Genomic DNA, 19,849 nt, shown 5'->3' with positions numbered 1-19,849 from the left:
CACCTCTGCCCTGTGGGCCGGGCCAGGGCCCAGTCCCCCGCCCCGGCTCCCACGCGGCCCCGGCTCCTGCCCGGCACGCCCCGACCCCACCTCCGCTCCCGTCCTCAGCCCCACTCCGCGCGGGCGGCGGCCGGGCACCGAGCGCGCACCCACCGGGGACCCGGAGGCCCGCCGGCCTGCCGCCCACCCACGTCGGCATGGTCTGCGTCGCCCTCCCGGGCCTGGCCATCTCCACGGAGCAGGGACAACTGACCGGTCGCGGACTGGAAGGGTTCTACCGCGCGGGTGTGCGCCTGCTCTCCCGGTGCCGACTCCTGATCGGCGGACGCGAACCCGTTCCGGTCCAGGCACGGATGACCGCCGCCGACCGCGCCCGCTTCGTCGCGACCCTGCGGGTGACCTCCCCGCCGGGGCCGGACCCGGACGTGATGGTCGAGCGGGTCCGCCACGCGGACGGCACGGAGCGGATCACACTGCGCAACTGGGCACACCGCCCGCTTCGGCTACCGGTCGAAGTGGCCCTCGGCACCGACCTGGCGGACCTGGGCGCGATCGCCGCGGGCACCGACGGGCCCGAGCTGCCGGCGACCGTCCACGACTCCGGTCTGCGCTGGTCCGGCCCCGCACGGACCTCCTCGGTCACAGCCGACCCGCCGCCCGCCGACGCGCTGGCCTCGGCCGGACTGCTGCGCTGGGAGTTCGAACTGCCACCCGGCGGCAGCGCCAGCCTGGAACTGAGAGTGCGGCCGGACGGCGCGGGGCCGGTACGGGCCGTGGGCCGTGCGGCGACCAGCCCGCTGTCCCTGCCCGAGGCGGCAGGTGACGATCCTGGAGTGCGGGCACTCCTGCGGACGAGCGTCGAGGATCTCCGGGCCCTGCTCCTGCGGGACCCCGCGCACCGAACCGACGTTCATCTCGCGGCCGGCGCCCCGTGGCGCTGCGGTCTGTCCCCCGCCGAGGCACTCGCCGCCGCCCGGATGACACTGCCCCTCGGCACCCGTCTCGCCGCGGGCACCCTTCGCATCCTCGCTCGAGGACAGATCTTCGCCCCAGGACCGCGCTTCGGCATGATTCCCGGAGCCCGACGCGACGCCGGCCCGCACCTACCACCCAGTTGCACCGGTGTCGAGGCCACCCTGATCTTCCCCGCCCTCCTTGCGGAAGCCCACCGCTGGGGGCTGCCCGAGCAGGACACGGAGGAACTGCTCCCGGCGGCCGAGCGCTGCCTGACCTGGCTGCGCACCACCGTGGGAGACGGCACCTATGTGCACGACCCGCGCCCCGGCGGCCCCGCCCGCTGCGACACCCAGGCCCACGCCCACCGGGCGGCCCTCCTCGGGGCCGATCTGCTCGACGCCCAGGGCAGACCGGGCGGTGCCGGACTGCGGCAGTGGGCGAGCGCGCTGCGGACGGCGTTCCAGCGCGACTTCTGGATCGACGACCTCGGCGGCGGCCGGCCCGCCGCCGCTCGTGCCCGTGACGGGCGCCCCGTACCGCACCTGGGCTCGGCGGCCGCTCACCTCCTCGACACCGGGTTGCTGGGCGGAGGCGCACCCGCCCCGGGTCTGCTGGACAAGACGCAGACCGACCAGCTCGCCCGGCTGCTGGGAGGCCCGGCCATGGACTCCGGCTGGGGACTGCGAAGCCTCGGCGCCAAGGAAGCGGGCTACAACCCGTTCGGCCATCGCGCGGGCGCCGTACGAGTCCACGAGACGGCGATCGCGGTGACGGGACTGGCCGCCGCCGGATACGAGAAGGAGGCGGGTTCGCTGCTGCGCGGCGTGCTCGCAGCGGCCGAGGCGTTCGGCCACCGACTGCCCGAGATGTACGCGGGAGAGCAGCGCAGCGAGGGCAGCGCACCCCTGCCGCACCCTGCGGCCTGCCGCCCCGCCGCCACGGCCGCGGCAAGCGGCGTCCTGCTGCTGACCGCACTCGCGGGCATCCGCCCCGATGCCCCGGCCGGCACGATCACGCTGCGCCCGCTGCGCAGCGCACCCCTGGGTGAGATCGTCTTCACCGGGCTGAGCGTCGCGGGCGCGCCCTTCTCGGTACGAGTCAGCAGACTCGGGCTGGCCATGGTCGAGGAGGCCGCCGACGGGCTGCAACTGGGGGTGTGACCTGCGCTGTGGCAGCCCCGCTCAATGCCTCGGAACGGGTGGAGCGAGCCATGCTGGTCACCGGCGGATCATCCACCGGCGGCGCTGCCGAAGGACGTGTTTATCGTCAGGAAGACGACTATGATCGCGGCATGCCCTACGACCCGTCAGCCTTCCCGCCTTTCGCCGTCACCGTGGACCTGGTCGTACTGACCGTGCGCCGTCATTCCCTGTGCGCGCTGGCGGTGCGCAGGGGCGAGGCGCCGTTCCAGGGGCGCTGGGCCCTCCCTGGCGGATTCGTCCGGGCCGACGAGGACCTGGCACAGGCCGCGGCACGCGAACTGGCCGAGGAGACGGGACTGTGCGTCCACGACCCCGCGGTGCCCGTCCAGGACAACGGCGCCCACCTCGAGCAGTTGGCGACGTACGGCGATCCCGAGCGCGACCCCAGGATGCGGGTGGTGAGCGTCGCTCACCTGGCTCTCGCACCCGATCTCCCCGCGCCGCGCGCCGGTGGTGACGCGAGCAACGCCCGCTGGGCACCGGTCGAGGAACTGCTGGAGCAGGCCGGTTACGGCCGCGACGGCGAACCCGTGGCACCCCTGGCCTTCGACCATGCCCAGATCCTGGCCGACGGCGTGGAACGAGCCCGCTCCAAGATCGAATACTCGTCGCTGGCCACGGCGTTCTGCCCGCCCGAGTTCACCGTCGGCGAGCTGCGCCGCGTCTACGAGGCGGTCTGGGGCGTGGCGCTCGACCCGCGCAACTTCCACCGCAAGGTCACAGGCACCCCGGGGTTCCTCGTGCCCACCGGGGGGACCACCACACGCCAGGGAGGCCGCCCGGCCCAACTCTTCCGCGCCGGCGGCGCGACGCTCCTCAACCCGCCCATGCTGCGCCCCGAGGTCTGACAGCACGCATCCGCGCATCGGTGCCGAACGGCTCGGACGGCAACCAGCGACTGAGACCAGCAACCAGCGAACGACGAGCACCGGCATCGGCAAAGGACCGCCGAACCACCGGCGGTCGAACACCGAACCGGCGGAGCCCGTCCTCAACGCGGTGTGAGCCCTGCGATGCCTACAAAACTGGGCATACCGCGCTATCTTGCTACGGGTGATCCAGGCCATCGGACTGACCAGCAGCCCTCGCAAAGAGCTTCCGCCCGTCGTCGACGACGTCTCCTTCGAGGCGCACGCGGGCCGCGTCACCGCACTGCTCGGAGCACCGGGCGCCGGAAAGACGACAGTGCTGAGACTCATGCTCGAACTGCAACGCGGCCGTGGCATCACCCACTTCAGAGGCCGCCCCCTGCACCGCATCGCCCACCCGTCGCGGGAAGTCGGCGTCCTGCTCGGCGATGTACCCGGCCACCCGGCCCGTACGGTCCGCGGACATCTGCGCATGCTGTGCGCGGCGGCCGGAGTCACGATCCGCCGCGCCGACGAAATCCTGGAAACCGTCGAACTCGTGAGCCTGCGCGACGAACGCCTCGGCACCCTGTCCCGCGGCATGGACCGCCGTCTCGGCCTGGCCTGCGCCCTGCTCGCCGATCCGCACACGCTCGTGCTCGACGACCCGGCGCGCGGGCTCTCCACCCCCGAAAGCCGCTGGCTGCACGACGCCCTGCGCGCGTACGCCACCCAGGGCGGCACCGTCCTCTACGCCACGGCCGACCCCAAGGAAGCCGCACGCACCGCCGACCGCGTGGTCACCCTGAACCAGGGCAGGCTCGCCGCCGACCAGGAGGCCGCCGACTTCTCCCGCACCCGGCTGCGCCCCCGTGTCGCCGTCCGCACCCCGCACGCCGCGCGCCTCGCCGCCCTCCTCGCCAAGGAGGCCCGCACCACGCACCGTTCCGTAGAGGTGGTCCGCGAGGGCGGCAACCGCCTCTCCGTGTACGGCAGTGCATGCGCCGAAGTGGGCGAAGTCGCCTTCCGGAACGGCATCCTCGTCCACCAACTGGCCGACGAGGTCGGCGACATGGGCCCGGACACACCCTCGCCCACTGCCACTGCCACTGCCACTGCCACTGCCCCGGGGGCCCTCGCGAGGAAACCGGAAGAGTCCCAGCAGCTCCACGAATCCCAGCAGCCCCTCGAATCTCAGCAGCCGCCGAAGTCCCAGCAGCCTCTAGAACCCCAGCAGCCCACAAAGCCCCTCCGGTCACCCCAGACACATCAGTCACCCCAGCACCATCAGCCCCCCGAGCCCCTCCGCACACACGGCTCTTTCAACCCCGCCGGACCGACATCTGGCGCCCCCTCCTCGCCCCTCCCGCCCCCTATCTCCGTCCGCTCGGCGCCCAGCCCCCTCCGCCCCCTCCGCTACGAGTTCCGCCGCGCGGTCGGGATCGGCACCGGGTTCGTCACCGGGGCCGTCGTACTCGCCGTGTCCGCCGTCACCGCCGTACTCCTGGCCCGCATCGGTCACACTCCGCAACCGCGGCTGCTCGCCGCGTGGCCGCGGGAGCTGCCCCTGCCGCCCGCGGCGCTCGGGGCGGGGCTGCTGGGGGCGCTGGCCTTCGGGGACGAGTTCCGCCACCCCGCCCTGGCGGCGGACCGCGGCACGGTGCCCTGTCGGCTGGGGCTGCTGACCGCCAAGCTCCTCGTCTCCGCGGCCACCGCGCTGCTGCTGGCGCTCCTCACGGTGGGCTGCGACGCCGAGGTGCTGCACCTGTTCTACGGACGGGAACTCGCGCAGGTTCCCCCGGAGTGGCTGACGCTGGGCGCGGGTTGGATCTGCCTGGTGGTCGGCTGCGCCTGGGCCGGTGTACTGGCGGCGGGCGTCTTCCGGTCGACCACGGCCGGGCTCGCGGCCGTGGTCGCCGTACCCGTCCTCGTCGTACCCCTCGTACAAGCGGTCTGGGAGAGTCACTCCGTGCGGACCGCGGCGGGCTTCCCGCTGCGGCTGCGGGAGGTGCTCCTGGCCCAGTGGCCGTTCGGCGGGGAGCGGTACGTGGAGGCCGTGATCCTCGCGCTCGCCCAACCCGTCGGCAGTGCGCTCACGTTGTCCCTGACCGCCCTGCTCTGCGCGTATCTGGTGACGACCCTGCGCGGCAGGGTCCGATGACCACCGTCCGTGAGCTCCCGGTCCGGCCGTGTGCACAACTCCCCGGGGAAAGCCCATTTCTTTCCGATAAGGCGTCAATTGCGACGGGGTGAGCGATCACCCTTTCGTGTGCTTTTCACCAAAGACCTCAAGGGAGTTGGGAACAGCGCCGACAAAGGATGCGTGAGTACCCTTGCGCACACCATGATGACCGCCGCCCGCTCCGCCGACTCAGGCCTCGCGAACTCGGGCGAACTCGACCGCTACTCCTACGCCGAGGCGCCCGGCGTCGACCGCGTCGGAATCCCCGCCTGGGAAGGGACGGATTCGGAGCTGGGCCGCGTGGGCCGGCGCGCCGCGGGCAGCCGCGGACGCGGGCTGCACGGGCAACTCGTCCAGCAGCTCGGCCAGATGATCGTCTCCGGTGACCTGGGCGCCGACCGCCCGCTGGTGCCCGAGGAGATCGGCCAGCGTTTCGAGGTGTCCCGGACCGTCGTCCGCGAATCGCTGCGGGTCCTGGAGGCCAAGGGCCTGGTGAGTGCCCGGCCGAACGTCGGCACGCGCGTGCGTCCCGTCAGCGACTGGAATCTGCTGGACCCGGACATCATCGAATGGCGGGCGTTCGGGCCGCAGCGCGATGACCAGCGACGCGAGCTGAGCGAGCTGCGCTGGACGATCGAGCCGCTCGCCGCGCGCCTCGCCGCCGGGCACGGGCGCGAGGACGTCCAGCAGCGCCTGACCGACATGGTCGGCATCATGGGTCACGCCATGAGCCAGGGTGACGCGCTCACCTTCGCGCGTGCCGATGCCGAGTTCCACTCCCTGCTCATCCAGGTCGCGGGCAACCGCATGCTGGAGCACCTCTCGGGCATCGTGTCCGCCGCCCTCCAGGTCTCCGGCGGCCCGGTCGCCGGCTGTGACCGCCCGACCGAGGCGTCGCTGGCGCAGCACGCCCGGATCGCCGACGCGCTGGCCGCGGGCGACGGCGGCGCGGCCGAAACGGCCATGCGGCAACTGCTCACCGTCCACCCCGAGGTGGAGCGCGTGGTGCCCGCCCCGCGGGAGCACTGACCGCTCCACGAAGCGGCGCGGGCGGGCGGGCCACCCCCTCCTGTGGCGACGCCCGGCCGGCTCGCCGCGGCCGTCGACCCCGCAGAGCCGCCATGGTTCTGCGGGGTCCGATGGTGTGATCACACCGCTCCCCGGTCTGTCCGGGCCGACACCATCAGCGAACACATTTGTACGTATATGAACACTTTTGAGCGCTTACGGGGTGTGACTCGGGCCACGCGGATTGGGCGTAACGCTCGCGGAAACAGCGCGATGACCTAAGAGGTGACAGCCGAGGAGGGAATACGGACGCCGTTCACGGCGCTGTGCATCTCCCGGCCCCCGCCCGCGCCGTCGGCCCATCCCCAAGCCGGCGGTCGGCTCCTGTCCGCCTGGACGGGGCCGGAAGCCGTTTTCAACGTTCCGAGAGGTTGTTCGTGTCGGCCAGCACATCCCGTACGCTCCCGCCGGAGATCGCCGAGTCCGTCTCTGTCATGGCGCTCATTGAGCGGGGAAAGGCTGAGGGGCAGATCGCCGGCGATGACGTGCGTCGGGCCTTCGAAGCTGACCAGATTCCGGCCACTCAGTGGAAGAACGTACTGCGCAGCCTCAACCAGATCCTCGAGGAAGAGGGTGTGACGCTGATGGTCAGTGCCGCAGAGCCCAAGCGCACCCGAAAGAGCGTCGCAGCGAAGAGCCCCGCCAAGCGCACCGCCACCAAGACGGTCGCGGCGAAGACGGTGGCCACCCGGAAGACCGCCACCGCCGCCACCCCGGCAGCGCCCGCCGCCGACCCCGCCGCCGAGGAAGAGACGACTGCCAGGAAGGCGGCCGCGAAGAAGACGACCGCCAAGAAGGCGGCCGCCAAGAAGACCGCCACCGCGAAGAAGGCGGTGGCCAAGAAGACCACGGGCAAGAAGGACGACGCCGAGATCCTCGAGGAAGAGGTGCTCGAGGACACCAAGGTCGCCGACGAGCCCGAGGGCACCGAGAACGCCGGCTTCGTCCTGTCCGACGAGGACGAGGACGACGCGCCGGCCCAGCAGGTCGCCGCGGCCGGTGCCACCGCCGACCCGGTCAAGGACTACCTCAAGCAGATCGGCAAGGTCCCGCTGCTCAACGCCGAGCAGGAGGTCGAGCTCGCCAAGCGCATCGAGGCCGGTCTGTTCGCCGAGGACAAGCTGGCCAACGCCGACAAGCTCGCCCCGAAGCTGAAGCGCGAGCTGGAGATCATCGCCGAGGACGGGCGCCGTGCCAAGAACCACCTCCTGGAGGCCAACCTCCGCTTGGTGGTCTCCCTGGCCAAGCGCTACACCGGCCGCGGCATGCTCTTCCTGGACCTCATCCAGGAGGGCAACCTCGGTCTGATCCGCGCGGTCGAGAAGTTCGACTACACCAAGGGCTACAAGTTCTCCACGTACGCCACCTGGTGGATTCGTCAGGCGATCACCCGCGCGATGGCCGACCAGGCCCGCACCATCCGTATCCCGGTGCACATGGTCGAGGTCATCAACAAGCTCGCTCGCGTGCAGCGCCAGATGCTCCAGGACCTGGGCCGCGAGCCCACCCCGGAGGAGTTGGCCAAGGAACTCGACATGACCCCCGAGAAGGTCATCGAGGTCCAGAAGTACGGCCGTGAGCCCATCTCGCTGCACACCCCGCTGGGCGAGGACGGCGACAGCGAGTTCGGCGACCTCATCGAGGACTCCGAGGCGGTCGTCCCGGCCGACGCGGTGAGCTTCACGCTCCTGCAGGAGCAGTTGCACTCCGTCCTGGACACCCTGTCCGAGCGCGAGGCGGGCGTCGTCTCCATGCGTTTCGGTCTCACCGACGGTCAGCCGAAGACCCTCGACGAGATCGGCAAGGTGTACGGGGTCACCCGCGAGCGCATCCGCCAGATCGAGTCCAAGACCATGTCGAAGCTGCGCCACCCGTCGCGTTCCCAGGTGCTGCGCGACTACCTCGACTAGGTCACGCCGCACGGCCGACAGGGCCCGGTCCCCCGCGGGGGACCGGGCCCTGTCGGCCGTGCGGGCGGTGCCGCCGGCCGGGGTGCGGGGTGCCGCCGACTGGATCACTCTGGGTGTCCCATGTGCGCCACAGAGTGAGAGGTCCGCATGCGTCGTCCTTCTGCTCGGGCACTGGCCCGGCCGTTGATCCTGGCCGTCGCCGCGACCGTCGTTCCGCTGACGTCCGCCGCTCCCGCGCCCGCCGACGGCGTTGTCGTCGGAGGCTTTCCCGTCGATGTGTCCGACAGTCCGTGGACCGTGGCCCTGACCAGCCGTGACCGGTTCGGGGGTACGAGGGCGGGACAGTTCTGCGGGGGAGTGGCCGTCGGCCGGACCACCGTGCTGACGGCAGCGCACTGCCTGGGCGCGGAAGCCCTGGGAGTACCACCCGGGCAGGTGCCCGACCTGAAGGTCGTCGCCGGACGCGGCGACCTCCTGTCGGACGGGGGCCGCGAGATAGCGGTCCGCGACATCTGGGTGAACCCCGGACACGACGACGTGGCCAACGCCGGCGACTTCGCCGTACTGACCCTGGGCGAGGCGCTGCCGCCCGGCTCCGCCATAGCCATGGCGCCCGCCGGCGATCCCGCCTACCTGCCGGGCACGGGCGCCGTCGTCTACGGATGGGGTGACACCTCCGGCGCCGGGGACTATCCGACGACTCTGCACGCGGCACGCGTGCGCGTGCTGTCCGATTCCGTCTGTGAGGAGGCGTATCCGGGCGGTGACGTGGGTCAGTACCTTCCCGACACGATGCTGTGCGCGGGCGAGGTGGCGGGCGGCCGGGACGCCTGCCAGGGGGACAGCGGCGGGCCGCTGGTGGCCGGCGGCAAGCTCATCGGCCTCGTCTCGTGGGGCGGCGCGTGCGGCCGATCGGGCAGCCCCGGGGTCTACACGCGCCTGTCCGCCGTACTGCGGACGCTGGGGTGGGGCAACGGGGCCGAAGCCACCCCGGGGGCCGTCAGACGGCCACCCAGGGGCGACCAGGGGGCCGCTGGAACATGAGCGAGGGCGGCTCCCTCCGGGTGTGGAGGGGGCCGCCCTGGTTCCCGGCCTGTGCCGGGCTCGCTCGTCGTGGGACGCGATATATCAGCGCTCTTCTTCGGAGGCGCTTGCCTGGTCGCTGGTCAGGCGCTCGCTCTCGTCCTGTATCTCAGCGGCGATCTTCTTGAGTTCCGGCTCGAACTTGCGCCCGTGGTGGGCGCAGAAGAGCAGTTCTCCGCCGCTCAGCAGGACGACGCGCAGGTATGCCTGGGCGCCGCAACGGTCGCATCGGTCAGCGGCCGTCAGCGGGCTCGCGGAAGTCAGAACAGTAGTCACGTCGCCTCTTCTCTAGCTCGACGAGCTGTCGTACCAGGGTCAACATCCAACCAGCCCCAAAACGTTCCCGCTCGTGGCATTTCCTCGAAAAAAACTTTCCGAGGAGGCTGGCTGTTGCCGGGTGGCGGCGAATGTGCCGTATTGCGTGTCTATGTGTCGTACGGGTTCGCGCTGTCGGTCAATGTCGGTCCGGCCGGCTGGGTTGCCGGTTTGTTCATGAGGACGTGCCCGGAGCCTAAATGGTTCATGCCTCGAAGGGAACGTGATGTGTACTTCACTCCATCGAGGGATCGAACATGCATGCGACTCTGGACTAGGCTGAGTCGCCGACGAGGGTGGCGTGACAACGGCTCTACCAGGCATCGGTACCCTCTGACCGGTGAAAGACCCCGCGCCCTTACCCACCAGGGCCCATCTGAAATTCAGCGAGGAGCGAACCGCGTGACCGCCGAGACGTCCGTGCCGTCCACAGCTCTGCTGGCAGGAGCAGACCGGGACGGTTCCAACTACACCGCGCGGCACCTGCTCGTCCTCGAGGGGCTCGAGGCCGTGCGCAAGCGCCCTGGCATGTACATCGGGTCCACGGACAGCCGTGGCCTGATGCACTGCCTGTGGGAGATCATCGACAACTCCGTGGACGAGGCCCTCGGAGGCTACTGCGACCACATCGAGGTGATCCTCCACGACGACGGCTCGGTGGAGGTCCGGGACAACGGCCGCGGCATCCCGGTGGACGTCGAGCCCAAGACCGGCCTGTCCGGCGTCGAGGTCGTCATGACCAAGCTGCACGCCGGCGGCAAGTTCGGTGGCGGCTCGTACGCCGCCTCCGGCGGTCTGCACGGCGTCGGCGCCTCCGTGGTGAACGCCCTGTCCGCGCGCCTGGACGTCGAGGTGGACCGCGACGGGCACAGCCACGCCATCAGCTTCCGCCGCGGCGTGCCCGGTGCCTTCGCCACCGCGGGGCCGGACGCCCGGTTCGAGGCCGGGAGCGGGCTGCGCAAGGCCAAGAAGATCCCCAAGTCCCGCACCGGCACGCGCGTGCGGTACTGGGCCGACCGGCAGATCTTCCTCAAGGACGCCAAGCTCTCCCTGGACAACCTGCACCAGCGCGCCCGCCAGACCGCGTTCCTGGTGCCGGGCCTGACCATCGTCGTGCGCGACGAGTACGGCCTCGGCGAGGGCGGCAGCAAGGGCGAGGAGTCCTTCCGCTTCGACGGGGGCATCAGCGAGTTCTGCGAGTTCCTGGCCACCGACCGGCCCGTCTGCGATGTGCTCCGCTTCACCGGGCAGGGCACCTTCAAGGAGACCGTCCCCGTCCTGGACGACCGCGGCCAGATGACCCCCACCGAGGTCACCCGTGAACTGGGCGTCGACGTCGCGCTGCGCTGGGGAACCGGTTACGACACGACGCTCAGGTCGTTCGTCAACATCATCGCCACGCCCAAGGGCGGCACCCATGTCGCCGGTTTCGAGCAGGCCGTCGCCAAGACGATGAACGAGGTGCTGCGCGCCAAGAAGCTGCTGCGCGTCGCCGAGGACGACATCGTCAAGGACGACGCCCTGGAGGGACTCACGGCGGTCGTCACCGTCCGGCTCGCCGAGCCCCAGTTCGAGGGGCAGACCAAGGAGGTGCTCGGCACCTCGGCGGCCCGCCGTATCGTGAACAACGTCGTGACCAAGGAACTCAAGGCGTTCCTGACCTCCACCAAGCGGGACGCCGCCCAGCAGGCGCGGGTCGTCATGGAGAAGGCCGTCGCCGCGGCCCGTACCCGGATCGCCGCCCGTCAGCACAAGGACGCCCAGCGCCGCAAGACGGCCCTGGAGTCCTCCTCGCTGCCGGCCAAGCTCGCCGACTGCCGCAGCGACGACGTCGACCGCAGCGAGCTGTTCATCGTCGAGGGCGACTCCGCGCTCGGCACCGCCAAGCTCGCCCGCAACTCCGAGTTCCAGGCACTGCTGCCGATCCGCGGCAAGATTCTCAACGTTCAGAAGTCCTCCGTGTCGGACATGCTGAAGAACGCCGAGTGCGGCGCGATCATCCAGGTCATAGGAGCCGGCTCGGGCCGGACCTTCGACATCGACGCGGCACGCTACGGCAAGATCATCATGATGACCGACGCCGACGTGGACGGCTCGCACATCCGCACGCTGCTGCTGACGCTGTTCCACCGCTACATGCGCCCCATGGTCGAGGCCGGACGTGTCTTCGCCGCCGTGCCGCCGCTGCACCGCGTCGAGCTGGTCCAGCCGAAGAAGGGCCAGGACAAGTACGTGTACACGTACTCGGACCGCGAGCTGCGCGACAAGCTCATGGAGTTCCAGACCAAGGGCATCCGGTACAAGGACTCCATCCAGCGGTACAAGGGCCTCGGTGAGATGGACGCCGACCAGTTGGCCGAGACGACCATGGACCCGCGGCGCCGTACCCTGCGCCGGATCAACCTCACCGACCTGGAGTCCGCCGAGCAGGTCTTCGACCTGCTGATGGGCAACGACGTCGCGCCCCGCAAGGAGTTCATCTCGAACTCGGCGGCGACGCTCGACCGGTCGCGCATCGACGCGTAGCCGCGGGACGGGGGCGGGGCGGTCTTCGGGGGCGATCACCCGGGGGCCGTCCCCGCCGGCGTCCGGGACCTCTCGATCCCCGGACAGCTCCTTCCGTTCCGTGCTCGGGACCTCCCGGTCCGCTTACGGGACCCTGTTGTTCCGCGTCCCCGCCGGCGGGGCGATCCCGCGAGGCCGAGGCGTCTTCTCCACCCGCGGGTAGAGATCCGCCGCGTGACGATCCACCCGTGATCCACCCTGGCTCCGATCCCGGGACCTGCCGCTTTCCGTAGCGTCGAAGGCGTCGGCGGAACTCTCCGCCGACACCCCATCACTCTCACGGAGGGACTCACCACCCGGGAGACGGAGGTGCTGGTGCTGATCGCCGAGGGCCTCAGCAACCAGGAGATCGCCCGGAAGCTGCATGTGTCGACCGCGACCGTGAAAACGCACATCAACAACCTGTTCGGCAAGACGGGGCTCAAGGACCGGGCGCAGGCGGTGCGTTACGCCTATGGGAAGGGGCTGGTGCGGCCGACCGTGGAGTGAGTCACCTGATGGGGTGAAGCGGGAGAGGAAGAAGAGTCGGGGATCTTCCCGTTCTGTCCATCCTTGGGCCATGCAGTCGAGCAACGATCGTCTCCGCAGTGACCAGGGTGGTCCGGGGAGCGCCAGGAGGCATCGAGTCGGTCAGGGCCTCGCCCCGGCGCAGCCGCCCGCGAGCCCCGGATACGACGACCCCTGGTACGACGCCCTGGCCTCCGGCTGGGGTGAGGCGGCGGGCGGCCGGGCGGTGCCGGTGCAGTCGGGGGGACGGCCGGCGGCGGACGACGGGGTGCGGGCTTCGGCCGATGTGTACCTGGAAGTCCAGCGGAGCGCGGCGTTCCAGGAGGTGCGCAGCCGGTATCGACGGTTCGTGGTGCCCGCGACCACCGGCTTCTTCGCGTGGTACGTCGCCTATGTGGTGGCCGCCACGACGGCACCGGAGCTGATGGCCCGGCCGGTGGCCGGAGCGGTGAACGTGGCGATGCTGGCCGGGCTCGGCCAGTTCCTCACCACCTTCCTGCTCACCTGGGCCTACGCCCGGCACGCCCGGCTGCGCAGGGACCGGGCGGCGCTGGACCTGCGCTGGAAGACACAGGAACTGACCCGGACCCGGGGCGGTGCCCCGTGACGGGAGAGCATCAGACACCGGCGCTGCTGCTGTTCAGCGGGTTCGTGGCGGTCACCTTGGCGATCACGACCTGGGTGAGCCGGCACCGGCGCGGCTCGGCGGAGGAGTTCTACGCGGGCGGCCGTCTCTTCTCGCCCATGGAGAATGGTTTCGCCATCGCCGGCGACTACATGTCCGCCGCGTCCTTCCTCGGCATCTCGGGCCTGATCGCGCTCTACGGCTACGACGGGATGCTGTACTCAGTGGGCTTCCTGGTGGCATGGCTGGTGGTGCTGTTCCTGGTCGCGGAACTGGTGCGCAACTGCGGCCGCTTCACCCTGGCCGACGTGGTCGCCGCGCGGATGAGGGAACGTCCGGTGCGGATCGCCGCGGGAACCTCTTCGGTCACCGTGTCCGTTCTCTACCTGGTGGCGCAGATGGTGGGGGCGGGCAGCCTGGTCGCGCTGCTGCTCGGTGGTACGGGTGAGGCGGCGCAGACCTGGACCGTCATCGGCGTCGGCGCGCTCATGGTCGTCCATGTGTCGTTGGGAGGGATGCGGGCCACCACCTGGATTCAGATCGTGAAGGCGGTCCTGCTGCTCGGCGGCACGGTGGCGCTGACCGCGCTCGTCCTGGTCCGCTTCCACGGCGACGTCAACCGGCTGCTGCTCACCGCGGCCGAACGCAGCGGGCACGGCGAGGAGTTCCTCGCGCCGGGGCTCATCTACGGCGGCGGCTGGACCTCCCGGTTCGACTTCATCAGCCTCGGGCTCGCCCTGGTCCTCGGCACGGCCGGACTGCCGCACATCCTGTCCCGCTTCTGGACCGTGCCCACGGCCCGCGCGGCCCGGCGGTCGGTGATCTGGTCGATCGGACTCATCGGCGGCTTCTACCTGATGACGATCGTGCTGGGCTTCGGGGCCGCGGCGATCGTCGGGACGAGCACCGTCCGGGAGTCGAACGCGGCCGGGAACACGGCGGTTCCGCTCCTCGCCCTCGACCTGGGCGGCGGCGCGGACTCCACCTGGGGGACGGTTCTCTTCGCCGTCGTCGCCGCCGTGGCCTTCGCCACCATCCTCGCGGTGGTCGCCGGGATCACGCTGGCCTCGTCGGCGTCGGTGGCGCACGACCTGTACGCGTCGCTGCGCCGCCGTGCCGCCGAGCCGCGCGGCGAGGTGGCCGTGGCACGCCTCGCCGCCGTCGGTGTCGGCGCGGTCGCCATCGCGCTCGGCCTGCTCGCCCGCGACCTCAACGTCGCCTTCCTGGTGGGCCTCGCCTTCGCCGTCGCCGCCTCCGCGCACCTCCCGGTGCTGCTCTACTCCCTGTTCTGGCGTCGCTTCACCACCCGCGGCGCGGTGTGGGCCGTCTACGGCGGGCTGGTCCCGGCCGTCGTGCTCGTCCTGGTGTCGCCCGTGGTGTCGGGCAGCCCCGCCGCGCTGTTCCCGCGCCTCGACTTCCAGTGCTTCCCGCTGCAGAACCCCGGGCTGGTCTCGATCCCCCTGGGCTTCCTGGCCGGCTGGCTCGGCACGGTCACCTCACGGGAGAGACCGGACGGCGCCCGGCACGCCGAGACGGAAGTCCGGTCACTGACGGGGGCGGGAGCCGTCTGACGGACGGCGCCTGTACCGCCGTACCGGTGGGCGCCGTGCGGCCGGAGAGCGCCCCACCGCCGTACCGGTGGGCGCCGTGCGGCCGGAGGGCGGGCGGTGGCGAGGGGCGTTCAGGTGCGGGTCGCCCAGAGGTAGCGGTGTTCCGGGCGGCCCGCGTCACCGTACTTGAGGGTCAGGCGGGCCCGGCCGGTGCGTTCCAGGAGCTTGAGATAGCGCTGGGCGGTCTGGCGGCTCACCCCCGTCCGGTCGGCGATCTCCTGGGCCGACAGCGGACCGTCGGCCCGCATCAGGCACTGGCGCACCAACTCCGCGGTGGTGGGGGAGTGCCCCTTGGGCAGCCCCGGCTCCGACGTGGTCGACAGGGCGCCGAAGATGCGGTCCACCTCGGCCTGCTCCGCCTCGCCGCCGCCGTCCAGGGTGCGGCGCAGCTCCGCGTACGCCTCCAGCTTGGCGCGCAGCCCCGCGAAGGTGAACGGCTTGACCAGGTACTGCAGCGCGCCCTGCCGCATCGCCGCCCGTACGGTCGCCACGTCCCGTGCCGCCGTCACCATGATCACGTCGGCCTGGTGGCCGCGCCGCCGCATCTCCTGGACGACCTCCAGGCCGGTACGGTCGGGCAGATAGTGGTCCAGCAGGACCAGGTCGAGACGGGGGAGCGAATCCAGGGCGCGCAGCGCGTCCCCGGCGCTGTGCGCCGCGCCGGCGATCCGGAAGCCCGGCACCTTCTCGACATAGGCGGCGTTGACCCGGGCGACCCGGGTGTCGTCGTCCACGACCAGGACCTCGAACATCAGGCTTCCTTCTCGACGGCGGGGGCGACGGGCGCGGCGAGCGCCGGTTCCAGTTCCGCGGGGGCCAGCGCCTCCGGCAGGACGACGGTGAACTCCGCGCCGCCGCCGTACGCCTTGCCGACCGTCGCGCTGCCGCCCTGGCGCTCGGCGAGCCGGCGCACCAGGGAGAGGCCGATGCCGCGCCGGCGGTGCGCCGGGGCCTCCTTGGTGGACCAGCCCTCGGTGAAGACCGCCTCCCGGTGCTCGGGCGGCACCCCGGGGCCGGTGTCGCGCACCTTGAGGGTCGCGGTACGCCCCTCCGCGCGCAGTTCGACCTCCACGCGTGCGTGCGTGGTGCCCGCGGCGGCGTCCAGCGCGTTGTCGACCAGGTTGCCGACGATCGTGACCAGCCCCTGGGGGTCGACCAGGCGGTCCGGCAGCCGCGTCCGGTCGGACACCCACAGGGCGACCCCCCGCTCGGCCGCCACGGTCGTCTTGCCGACCAGCAGGGCGGCGAGCAGCGGGTCGGGGACGCGCTCGGTGATCTGTTCGGCGGTGGCCCGGTGGTCGCCGACGACCTCACCGACGTACTCCACCGCGTCGTCGTACATCTCCAGCTCCAGCAGGCCCAGCAGGGTGTGCATGCGGTTGGCGTGTTCGTGGTCCTGGGCGCGCAGGGCGTCGATGAGGCCGCGCGTGGAGTCCAGTTCGCGGCCGAGCTGCTCCAGTTCGGTGCGGTCGCGCAGGGTGGCCACGGCACCGCCGTCGTCGGTGGGCATGCGGTTGGCGATCAGGACCCGCTGGCCGCGCACGGTGAGCAGGTCGGTGCCCGTGACCCGGCCGGCCAGTACGTCGGCCGTACGCCCCGCGCCGAGCGCTTCGGCGGGGGACCGGCCGACGGCCTCGCCGCCGAGGCCCAGCAGCCGCTGCGCCTCGTCGTTGAGGAGCCGCATCCGGCCGCTGCGGTCCAGTGCGACGACGCCCTCCCGGATGCCGTGCAGCATCGCCTCGCGCTCCGCGAGCAGCGCCGCGATGTCCGAGAAGGCCAGGTCACGGGTCTGCCGCTGCACCCGGCGGGAGATGAGCCAGGCGGCCAGCGCGCCGACCGCCAGGGCGCCGCCCGCGTACGCGAACAGCCCGGGAATGGCGTGGATGAGCCGTGCCCGCACGCTGTCGTACGCGATGCCGACCGAGACCGCCCCGACGACCTCGCCGCCGGCGTCGCGCAGCGGCACCTTGCCCCGGGCCGAGCGGCCCAGGGTGCCGTCGTCGATCTCCATCACCTCGTGCCCGGCGAGGGCCTCGGCGGGGTCGGTCGACACGGTCCCGCCGATCCGGCGCGGATCGGTGTGCGACCAGCGCACGCCCCGCCGGTCCAGCACCACGACGTACTCGGCCCCGGTGGCCTTCCGGACGCGTTCGGCCTCCCGCTGCACCGGGCCGTCCGCCGTCGCGGGGGTGGTGCGCAGGTCCCGCGCCATCTGCGGCTGCTGTGCGGTGGTCTGCGCGATGGCGAGCGCGCGCCGCATCGCCTGGTCGTCCAGTTGGTGACCGAGGGGCGCGAGGAACAGCCCGGTCGCCAGCACCGCGACCCCGGCGGCGATCGCCACCTGCATCAGCAGCACCTGCGAGAACACCCGCCGCGGCAGCCCGAGGCGCCGACGGCGTGCGGGGGGAGTGGGGCTCATGCCCTCGACGGTACGTGGCCGGGGGCGGGGGACCGCAGGGGGGTGTGAGGGGAATCTCCCGCGCGGGGGAGGGGGCGCGTGCGCCTGGTGAGGGCGCGGGGGAACGGCCCTCCCGACGGTGGACGGCGCCCGCACGGGGTCGCGGGACGTGAATCGCCCGTACGCGCGGCGGGCGGGCCGCCGTCAGCTCGCCAGGGTCGAGGTCAGCGTCAGCGCGCGGACCTCGGCGACTTCCATCCGCGCGGGTGAACCCAGTACCGACGTCCCGCAGCTCTCCGGACGCGGCGGCTGCGACGCGCCCTGGGCCACGACGACCCGCCAGTGCCGCCCGTCGGTGTGCGCGAGGGTCACCTCCCAGCGGGGTGCGGTGCCGTCCGTCCGTACGACGCTCAGGGCCCCGGCGGCGTCCTCGCCGAGCGCCGTACGCACGGCCAGTTCGGCCGCCTGCGCGGGGCGCTCCCAGGCCGAGCCGCCCCGGCAGCCCGCCGTGACGATCCGCCCCTCCCGCACGCCGTGCAGGATCTCCCGGACGGCGTGCGCGTCGGCCCGCCCGTACGCGTAGCCGTACGGCAGCACCAGCAGCGTCGGCGAGAAACGGTGACCGCCCAGGTGGGTCACCTCCCAGACGCCCTCGGTGCCGGCGGCGGCCAGTTCGGCGGCCAGTGGGCGGCCGAGCAGGGCGCAGCACCGGTCGCGCTTGCCGTTGGTGCAGACCAGGACCAGCGGGTCCCCGGTGTGAGGGGCGCCTTGGAGCACCGGGTCGAAACGCCGGTGGTCGCCCCTGCCGAGCGCGGTGAAGTCCAGGTCGAGCAGGCGCGCGGGGTCGGCGATCGTGGCGGTGTGCACCCAGGTGTGGCCGGGCACCGTGTGGGCCGCGTACACCCGCCGCTCGGCGGGCGTGCCGCAGTCGGCGTGCCGGCCGGGGCGGCGGATCAGGGCGATGCGTACGCCCGTTCCCTTGGCGGCCTTCTCCAGGGCACGGCCGAGGGCAGGGTCCAGGTGGCTCGAAGTGAGCGCCTTGGCACCCCACGGCCCCGGCTGTTCCACGAGCAGCCACGTCCGCGCGGTGGCCGCGGTGCCCGCGAGGGGCTCGTCGTAGTCCCGGGAGACGGTTGAGCACGTACTCACAGAGGTGAGCCTAACCTGACTTGCGCCCTGGTGATTCCCAGCCGCGCCCGGAGGCCGCCGACGGAGTGAGACGGGGGTGGCGGACGGGGCAGCGCCCGAAGGCCGTCGCCGTAGTGACGCGGGACGGCCGTCACCCCGAGGTGTCCCCTGGCTGCTCCGGCAGTGGTTGGGGAGGTTGCGGGCCGGTGTAGAGGCCGCTCGGGCGCATGCGCAGGGGGCGTTCGGCGTACTCCTCCAGGGCGTGCGCGATCCAGCCCGCCGTACGGGACACGGCGAAGATGGTCTCGCCCGCGGTGGCGGGCATCCCGGACGACGCGGTCAGGACGGCGAGCGCCAGGTCGACATTGGGGTGCAGCGGGATGTGGCGGGCCGCCGTGGCCGCGATGTCCCGGGCCGCCGCCAGCGCGGGCGCCGCCTGAGGGATCTCCTCCAGGCAGGCGAACAGGGCACGAGCGCGTGGGTCCTCGCCGGAGTACAGACGGTGGCCGAGCCCCGGGACGCGCCGCCCGGCCCGCAGTTCCTCGGCGACCACGGGCCCCGCGCTGCCCTGGTCGAGCACCTCCAGCAGGAGCCGGTGGGCGAGCCCGCTGGCCGCCCCGTGCAGCGGGCCCTCGATCACCCCGAGCCCGGCGGACACGGCCGCGTAGGCGTGGGCTCGGGCCGACGCGGCGACGCGCACGGCGAGCGTCGAGGCGGCCAGGTCGTGGTCGGCGAGCAGGCAGAGGGCGAGGTCCAGGGCGCGCAGTCGTGCCTCGTCCGCGGGCCATCCGCTGAGCCGTGCCCACAGACGGTGGGCGAGGGGACCCTCGTCGACCTGTTCGGGGCCCGCGGCCGGCAGGGCGGCGACGAGGGTGGGGACGAGGGTGCGCGCCGTGCCCAGCACCGCCTCCTCGGCCAGGTCGAAGCGGAGCGGGTCCGCCGTCGCGGCGGCGATCACGGCGACGCGGAGCCGGTCGGCGGGCCCGGCGTGCTTGGGCAGCGCGTCGACGGCACGGCGGGCGACGGCGACGGAGGTCCCGGGGGCGGTGAAGGTGACTCCCGGGCGGAGCCTGCCGGTCCACAGCCACTCGGCGACCTCTTCGTAGCTGTGCCGCTCGGCCAGCTCCACCGCGTCGACCCCCCGGAAGTAGTACCGGTCGCCGTCGATGAGCGTCACGCGGGTCCGTACCGACAGCTCGCCACCCGTGGCCGGGTCGCCGCCGCGCCTGTTGCGGCGGGCAAGCGCCTCGACCTCCCCGGCGTCGAAGGTGCTGCCGCGCCCGCCGGGGGCCCGTCGGCTGCTGAGCTGACCGCGGCTGACGTACGCGTACACCGTCTCCGGCTTCACGCCGAGGAGTTCGGCGGCCTCCTTGGTGCTCAGCCGCCGCTCGGTGCCGCTGGGACGGCCGGGCTCTTGATCGCGCATGGAGGTCACCGTATCCATCCTCGGC

General features: G+C 72.3%; 14 protein-coding genes and 1 pseudogene. 10 read left to right on the top strand and 5 right to left on the bottom strand.

Annotated elements, in window-relative coordinates; translation table 11 throughout:
- Nucleotides 1-197: 197 nt before the first annotated feature.
- From ACFY32_RS23880 to ACFY32_RS23855, 6 genes are all read left to right on the top strand, one after another.
- A complete protein-coding gene (locus ACFY32_RS23880; protein WP_359200094.1) occupies nucleotides 198-2,117 on the top strand; it encodes a glycogen debranching N-terminal domain-containing protein in 1,920 nt (639 codons plus the stop codon).
- Between the two features lie 131 nt (nucleotides 2,118-2,248).
- A complete protein-coding gene (locus ACFY32_RS23875) occupies nucleotides 2,249-3,007 on the top strand; it encodes an NUDIX hydrolase (RefSeq protein ID WP_359200096.1) in 759 nt (252 codons plus the stop codon).
- 205 nt (nucleotides 3,008-3,212) lie between these two features.
- On the top strand, nucleotides 3,213-5,168 hold the full coding sequence (locus tag ACFY32_RS23870; protein WP_390675192.1) for an ATP-binding cassette domain-containing protein: 1,956 nt from the start codon (nucleotides 3,213-3,215) through the stop codon (nucleotides 5,166-5,168).
- Between the two features lie 162 nt (nucleotides 5,169-5,330).
- Nucleotides 5,331-6,218 carry an FCD domain-containing protein gene (locus tag ACFY32_RS23865; protein ID WP_359200100.1) on the top strand — a complete coding sequence of 296 codons (888 nt, stop codon included), beginning with the start codon at nucleotides 5,331-5,333 and terminating at the stop codon, nucleotides 6,216-6,218.
- Between the two features lie 416 nt (nucleotides 6,219-6,634).
- On the top strand, nucleotides 6,635-8,167 hold the full coding sequence (locus ACFY32_RS23860) for an RNA polymerase sigma factor (RefSeq protein WP_359200102.1): 1,533 nt from the start codon (nucleotides 6,635-6,637) through the stop codon (nucleotides 8,165-8,167).
- 147 nt (nucleotides 8,168-8,314) lie between these two features.
- A complete protein-coding gene (locus tag ACFY32_RS23855) occupies nucleotides 8,315-9,211 on the top strand; it encodes a S1 family peptidase (RefSeq protein WP_390675191.1) in 897 nt (298 codons plus the stop codon).
- Between the two features lie 84 nt (nucleotides 9,212-9,295).
- Here ACFY32_RS23855 and ACFY32_RS23850 read toward each other — a convergent pair whose 3' ends face one another.
- Nucleotides 9,296-9,526 (bottom strand): hypothetical protein, encoded by a 231-nt coding sequence (locus tag ACFY32_RS23850; RefSeq protein ID WP_359200106.1) that lies wholly within the window; start codon nucleotides 9,524-9,526, stop codon nucleotides 9,296-9,298.
- A 441-nt stretch (nucleotides 9,527-9,967) separates the two neighbouring features.
- On the opposite strand from ACFY32_RS23850, the gene ACFY32_RS23845 reads away from it, so the two are divergent.
- The 4 genes and pseudogenes from ACFY32_RS23845 to ACFY32_RS23830 all read left to right on the top strand — a co-directional run bounded on the left by ACFY32_RS23845 (nucleotide 9,968) and on the right by ACFY32_RS23830 (nucleotide 14,833).
- Nucleotides 9,968-12,091: a DNA topoisomerase IV subunit B gene (locus ACFY32_RS23845; protein ID WP_359200108.1), complete on the top strand. Its 2,124-nt coding sequence runs from the start codon at nucleotides 9,968-9,970 to the stop codon at nucleotides 12,089-12,091.
- 321 nt (nucleotides 12,092-12,412) lie between these two features.
- Nucleotides 12,413-12,619: pseudogene (locus ACFY32_RS23840) on the top strand (response regulator transcription factor); the annotation flags it as partial.
- A 70-nt stretch (nucleotides 12,620-12,689) separates the two neighbouring features.
- On the top strand, nucleotides 12,690-13,244 hold the full coding sequence (locus tag ACFY32_RS23835; RefSeq protein ID WP_359200110.1) for a DUF485 domain-containing protein: 555 nt from the start codon (nucleotides 12,690-12,692) through the stop codon (nucleotides 13,242-13,244).
- Nucleotides 13,241-14,833, top strand: coding sequence for a cation acetate symporter (locus ACFY32_RS23830; protein WP_359200112.1), 1,593 nt, complete (start codon nucleotides 13,241-13,243; stop codon nucleotides 14,831-14,833). Before ACFY32_RS23835 ends, ACFY32_RS23830 begins: the two co-directional genes overlap by 4 nt.
- A gap of 110 nt (nucleotides 14,834-14,943) precedes the next feature.
- Here ACFY32_RS23830 and ACFY32_RS23825 read toward each other — a convergent pair whose 3' ends face one another.
- The 4 genes from ACFY32_RS23825 to ACFY32_RS23810 all read right to left on the bottom strand — a co-directional run bounded on the left by ACFY32_RS23825 (nucleotide 14,944) and on the right by ACFY32_RS23810 (nucleotide 19,824).
- Complete coding sequence (locus ACFY32_RS23825) at nucleotides 14,944-15,624, bottom strand: response regulator (protein WP_359200114.1); 681 nt, start codon at nucleotides 15,622-15,624, stop codon at nucleotides 14,944-14,946.
- A complete protein-coding gene (locus tag ACFY32_RS23820) occupies nucleotides 15,624-17,291 on the bottom strand; it encodes a sensor histidine kinase (RefSeq protein ID WP_359200116.1) in 1,668 nt (555 codons plus the stop codon). Before ACFY32_RS23820 ends, ACFY32_RS23825 begins: the two co-directional genes overlap by 1 nt.
- Before the next feature lie 183 nt (nucleotides 17,292-17,474).
- Nucleotides 17,475-18,419: a sucrase ferredoxin gene (locus ACFY32_RS23815; protein WP_390675190.1), complete on the bottom strand. Its 945-nt coding sequence runs from the start codon at nucleotides 18,417-18,419 to the stop codon at nucleotides 17,475-17,477.
- A gap of 130 nt (nucleotides 18,420-18,549) precedes the next feature.
- Nucleotides 18,550-19,824 (bottom strand): citrate/2-methylcitrate synthase, encoded by a 1,275-nt coding sequence (locus tag ACFY32_RS23810; protein ID WP_390675189.1) that lies wholly within the window; start codon nucleotides 19,822-19,824, stop codon nucleotides 18,550-18,552.
- Between the last annotated feature and the right edge of the window lie 25 nt (nucleotides 19,825-19,849).

It is taken from the genome of Streptomyces sp. NPDC000134 (genome assembly GCF_042899225.1).
Classification (GTDB): domain Bacteria; phylum Actinomycetota; class Actinomycetes; order Streptomycetales; family Streptomycetaceae; genus Streptomyces.
Note: the sequence above shows the minus strand (reverse complement) of the source record. Positions and strands in the feature narration are given on the sequence as shown.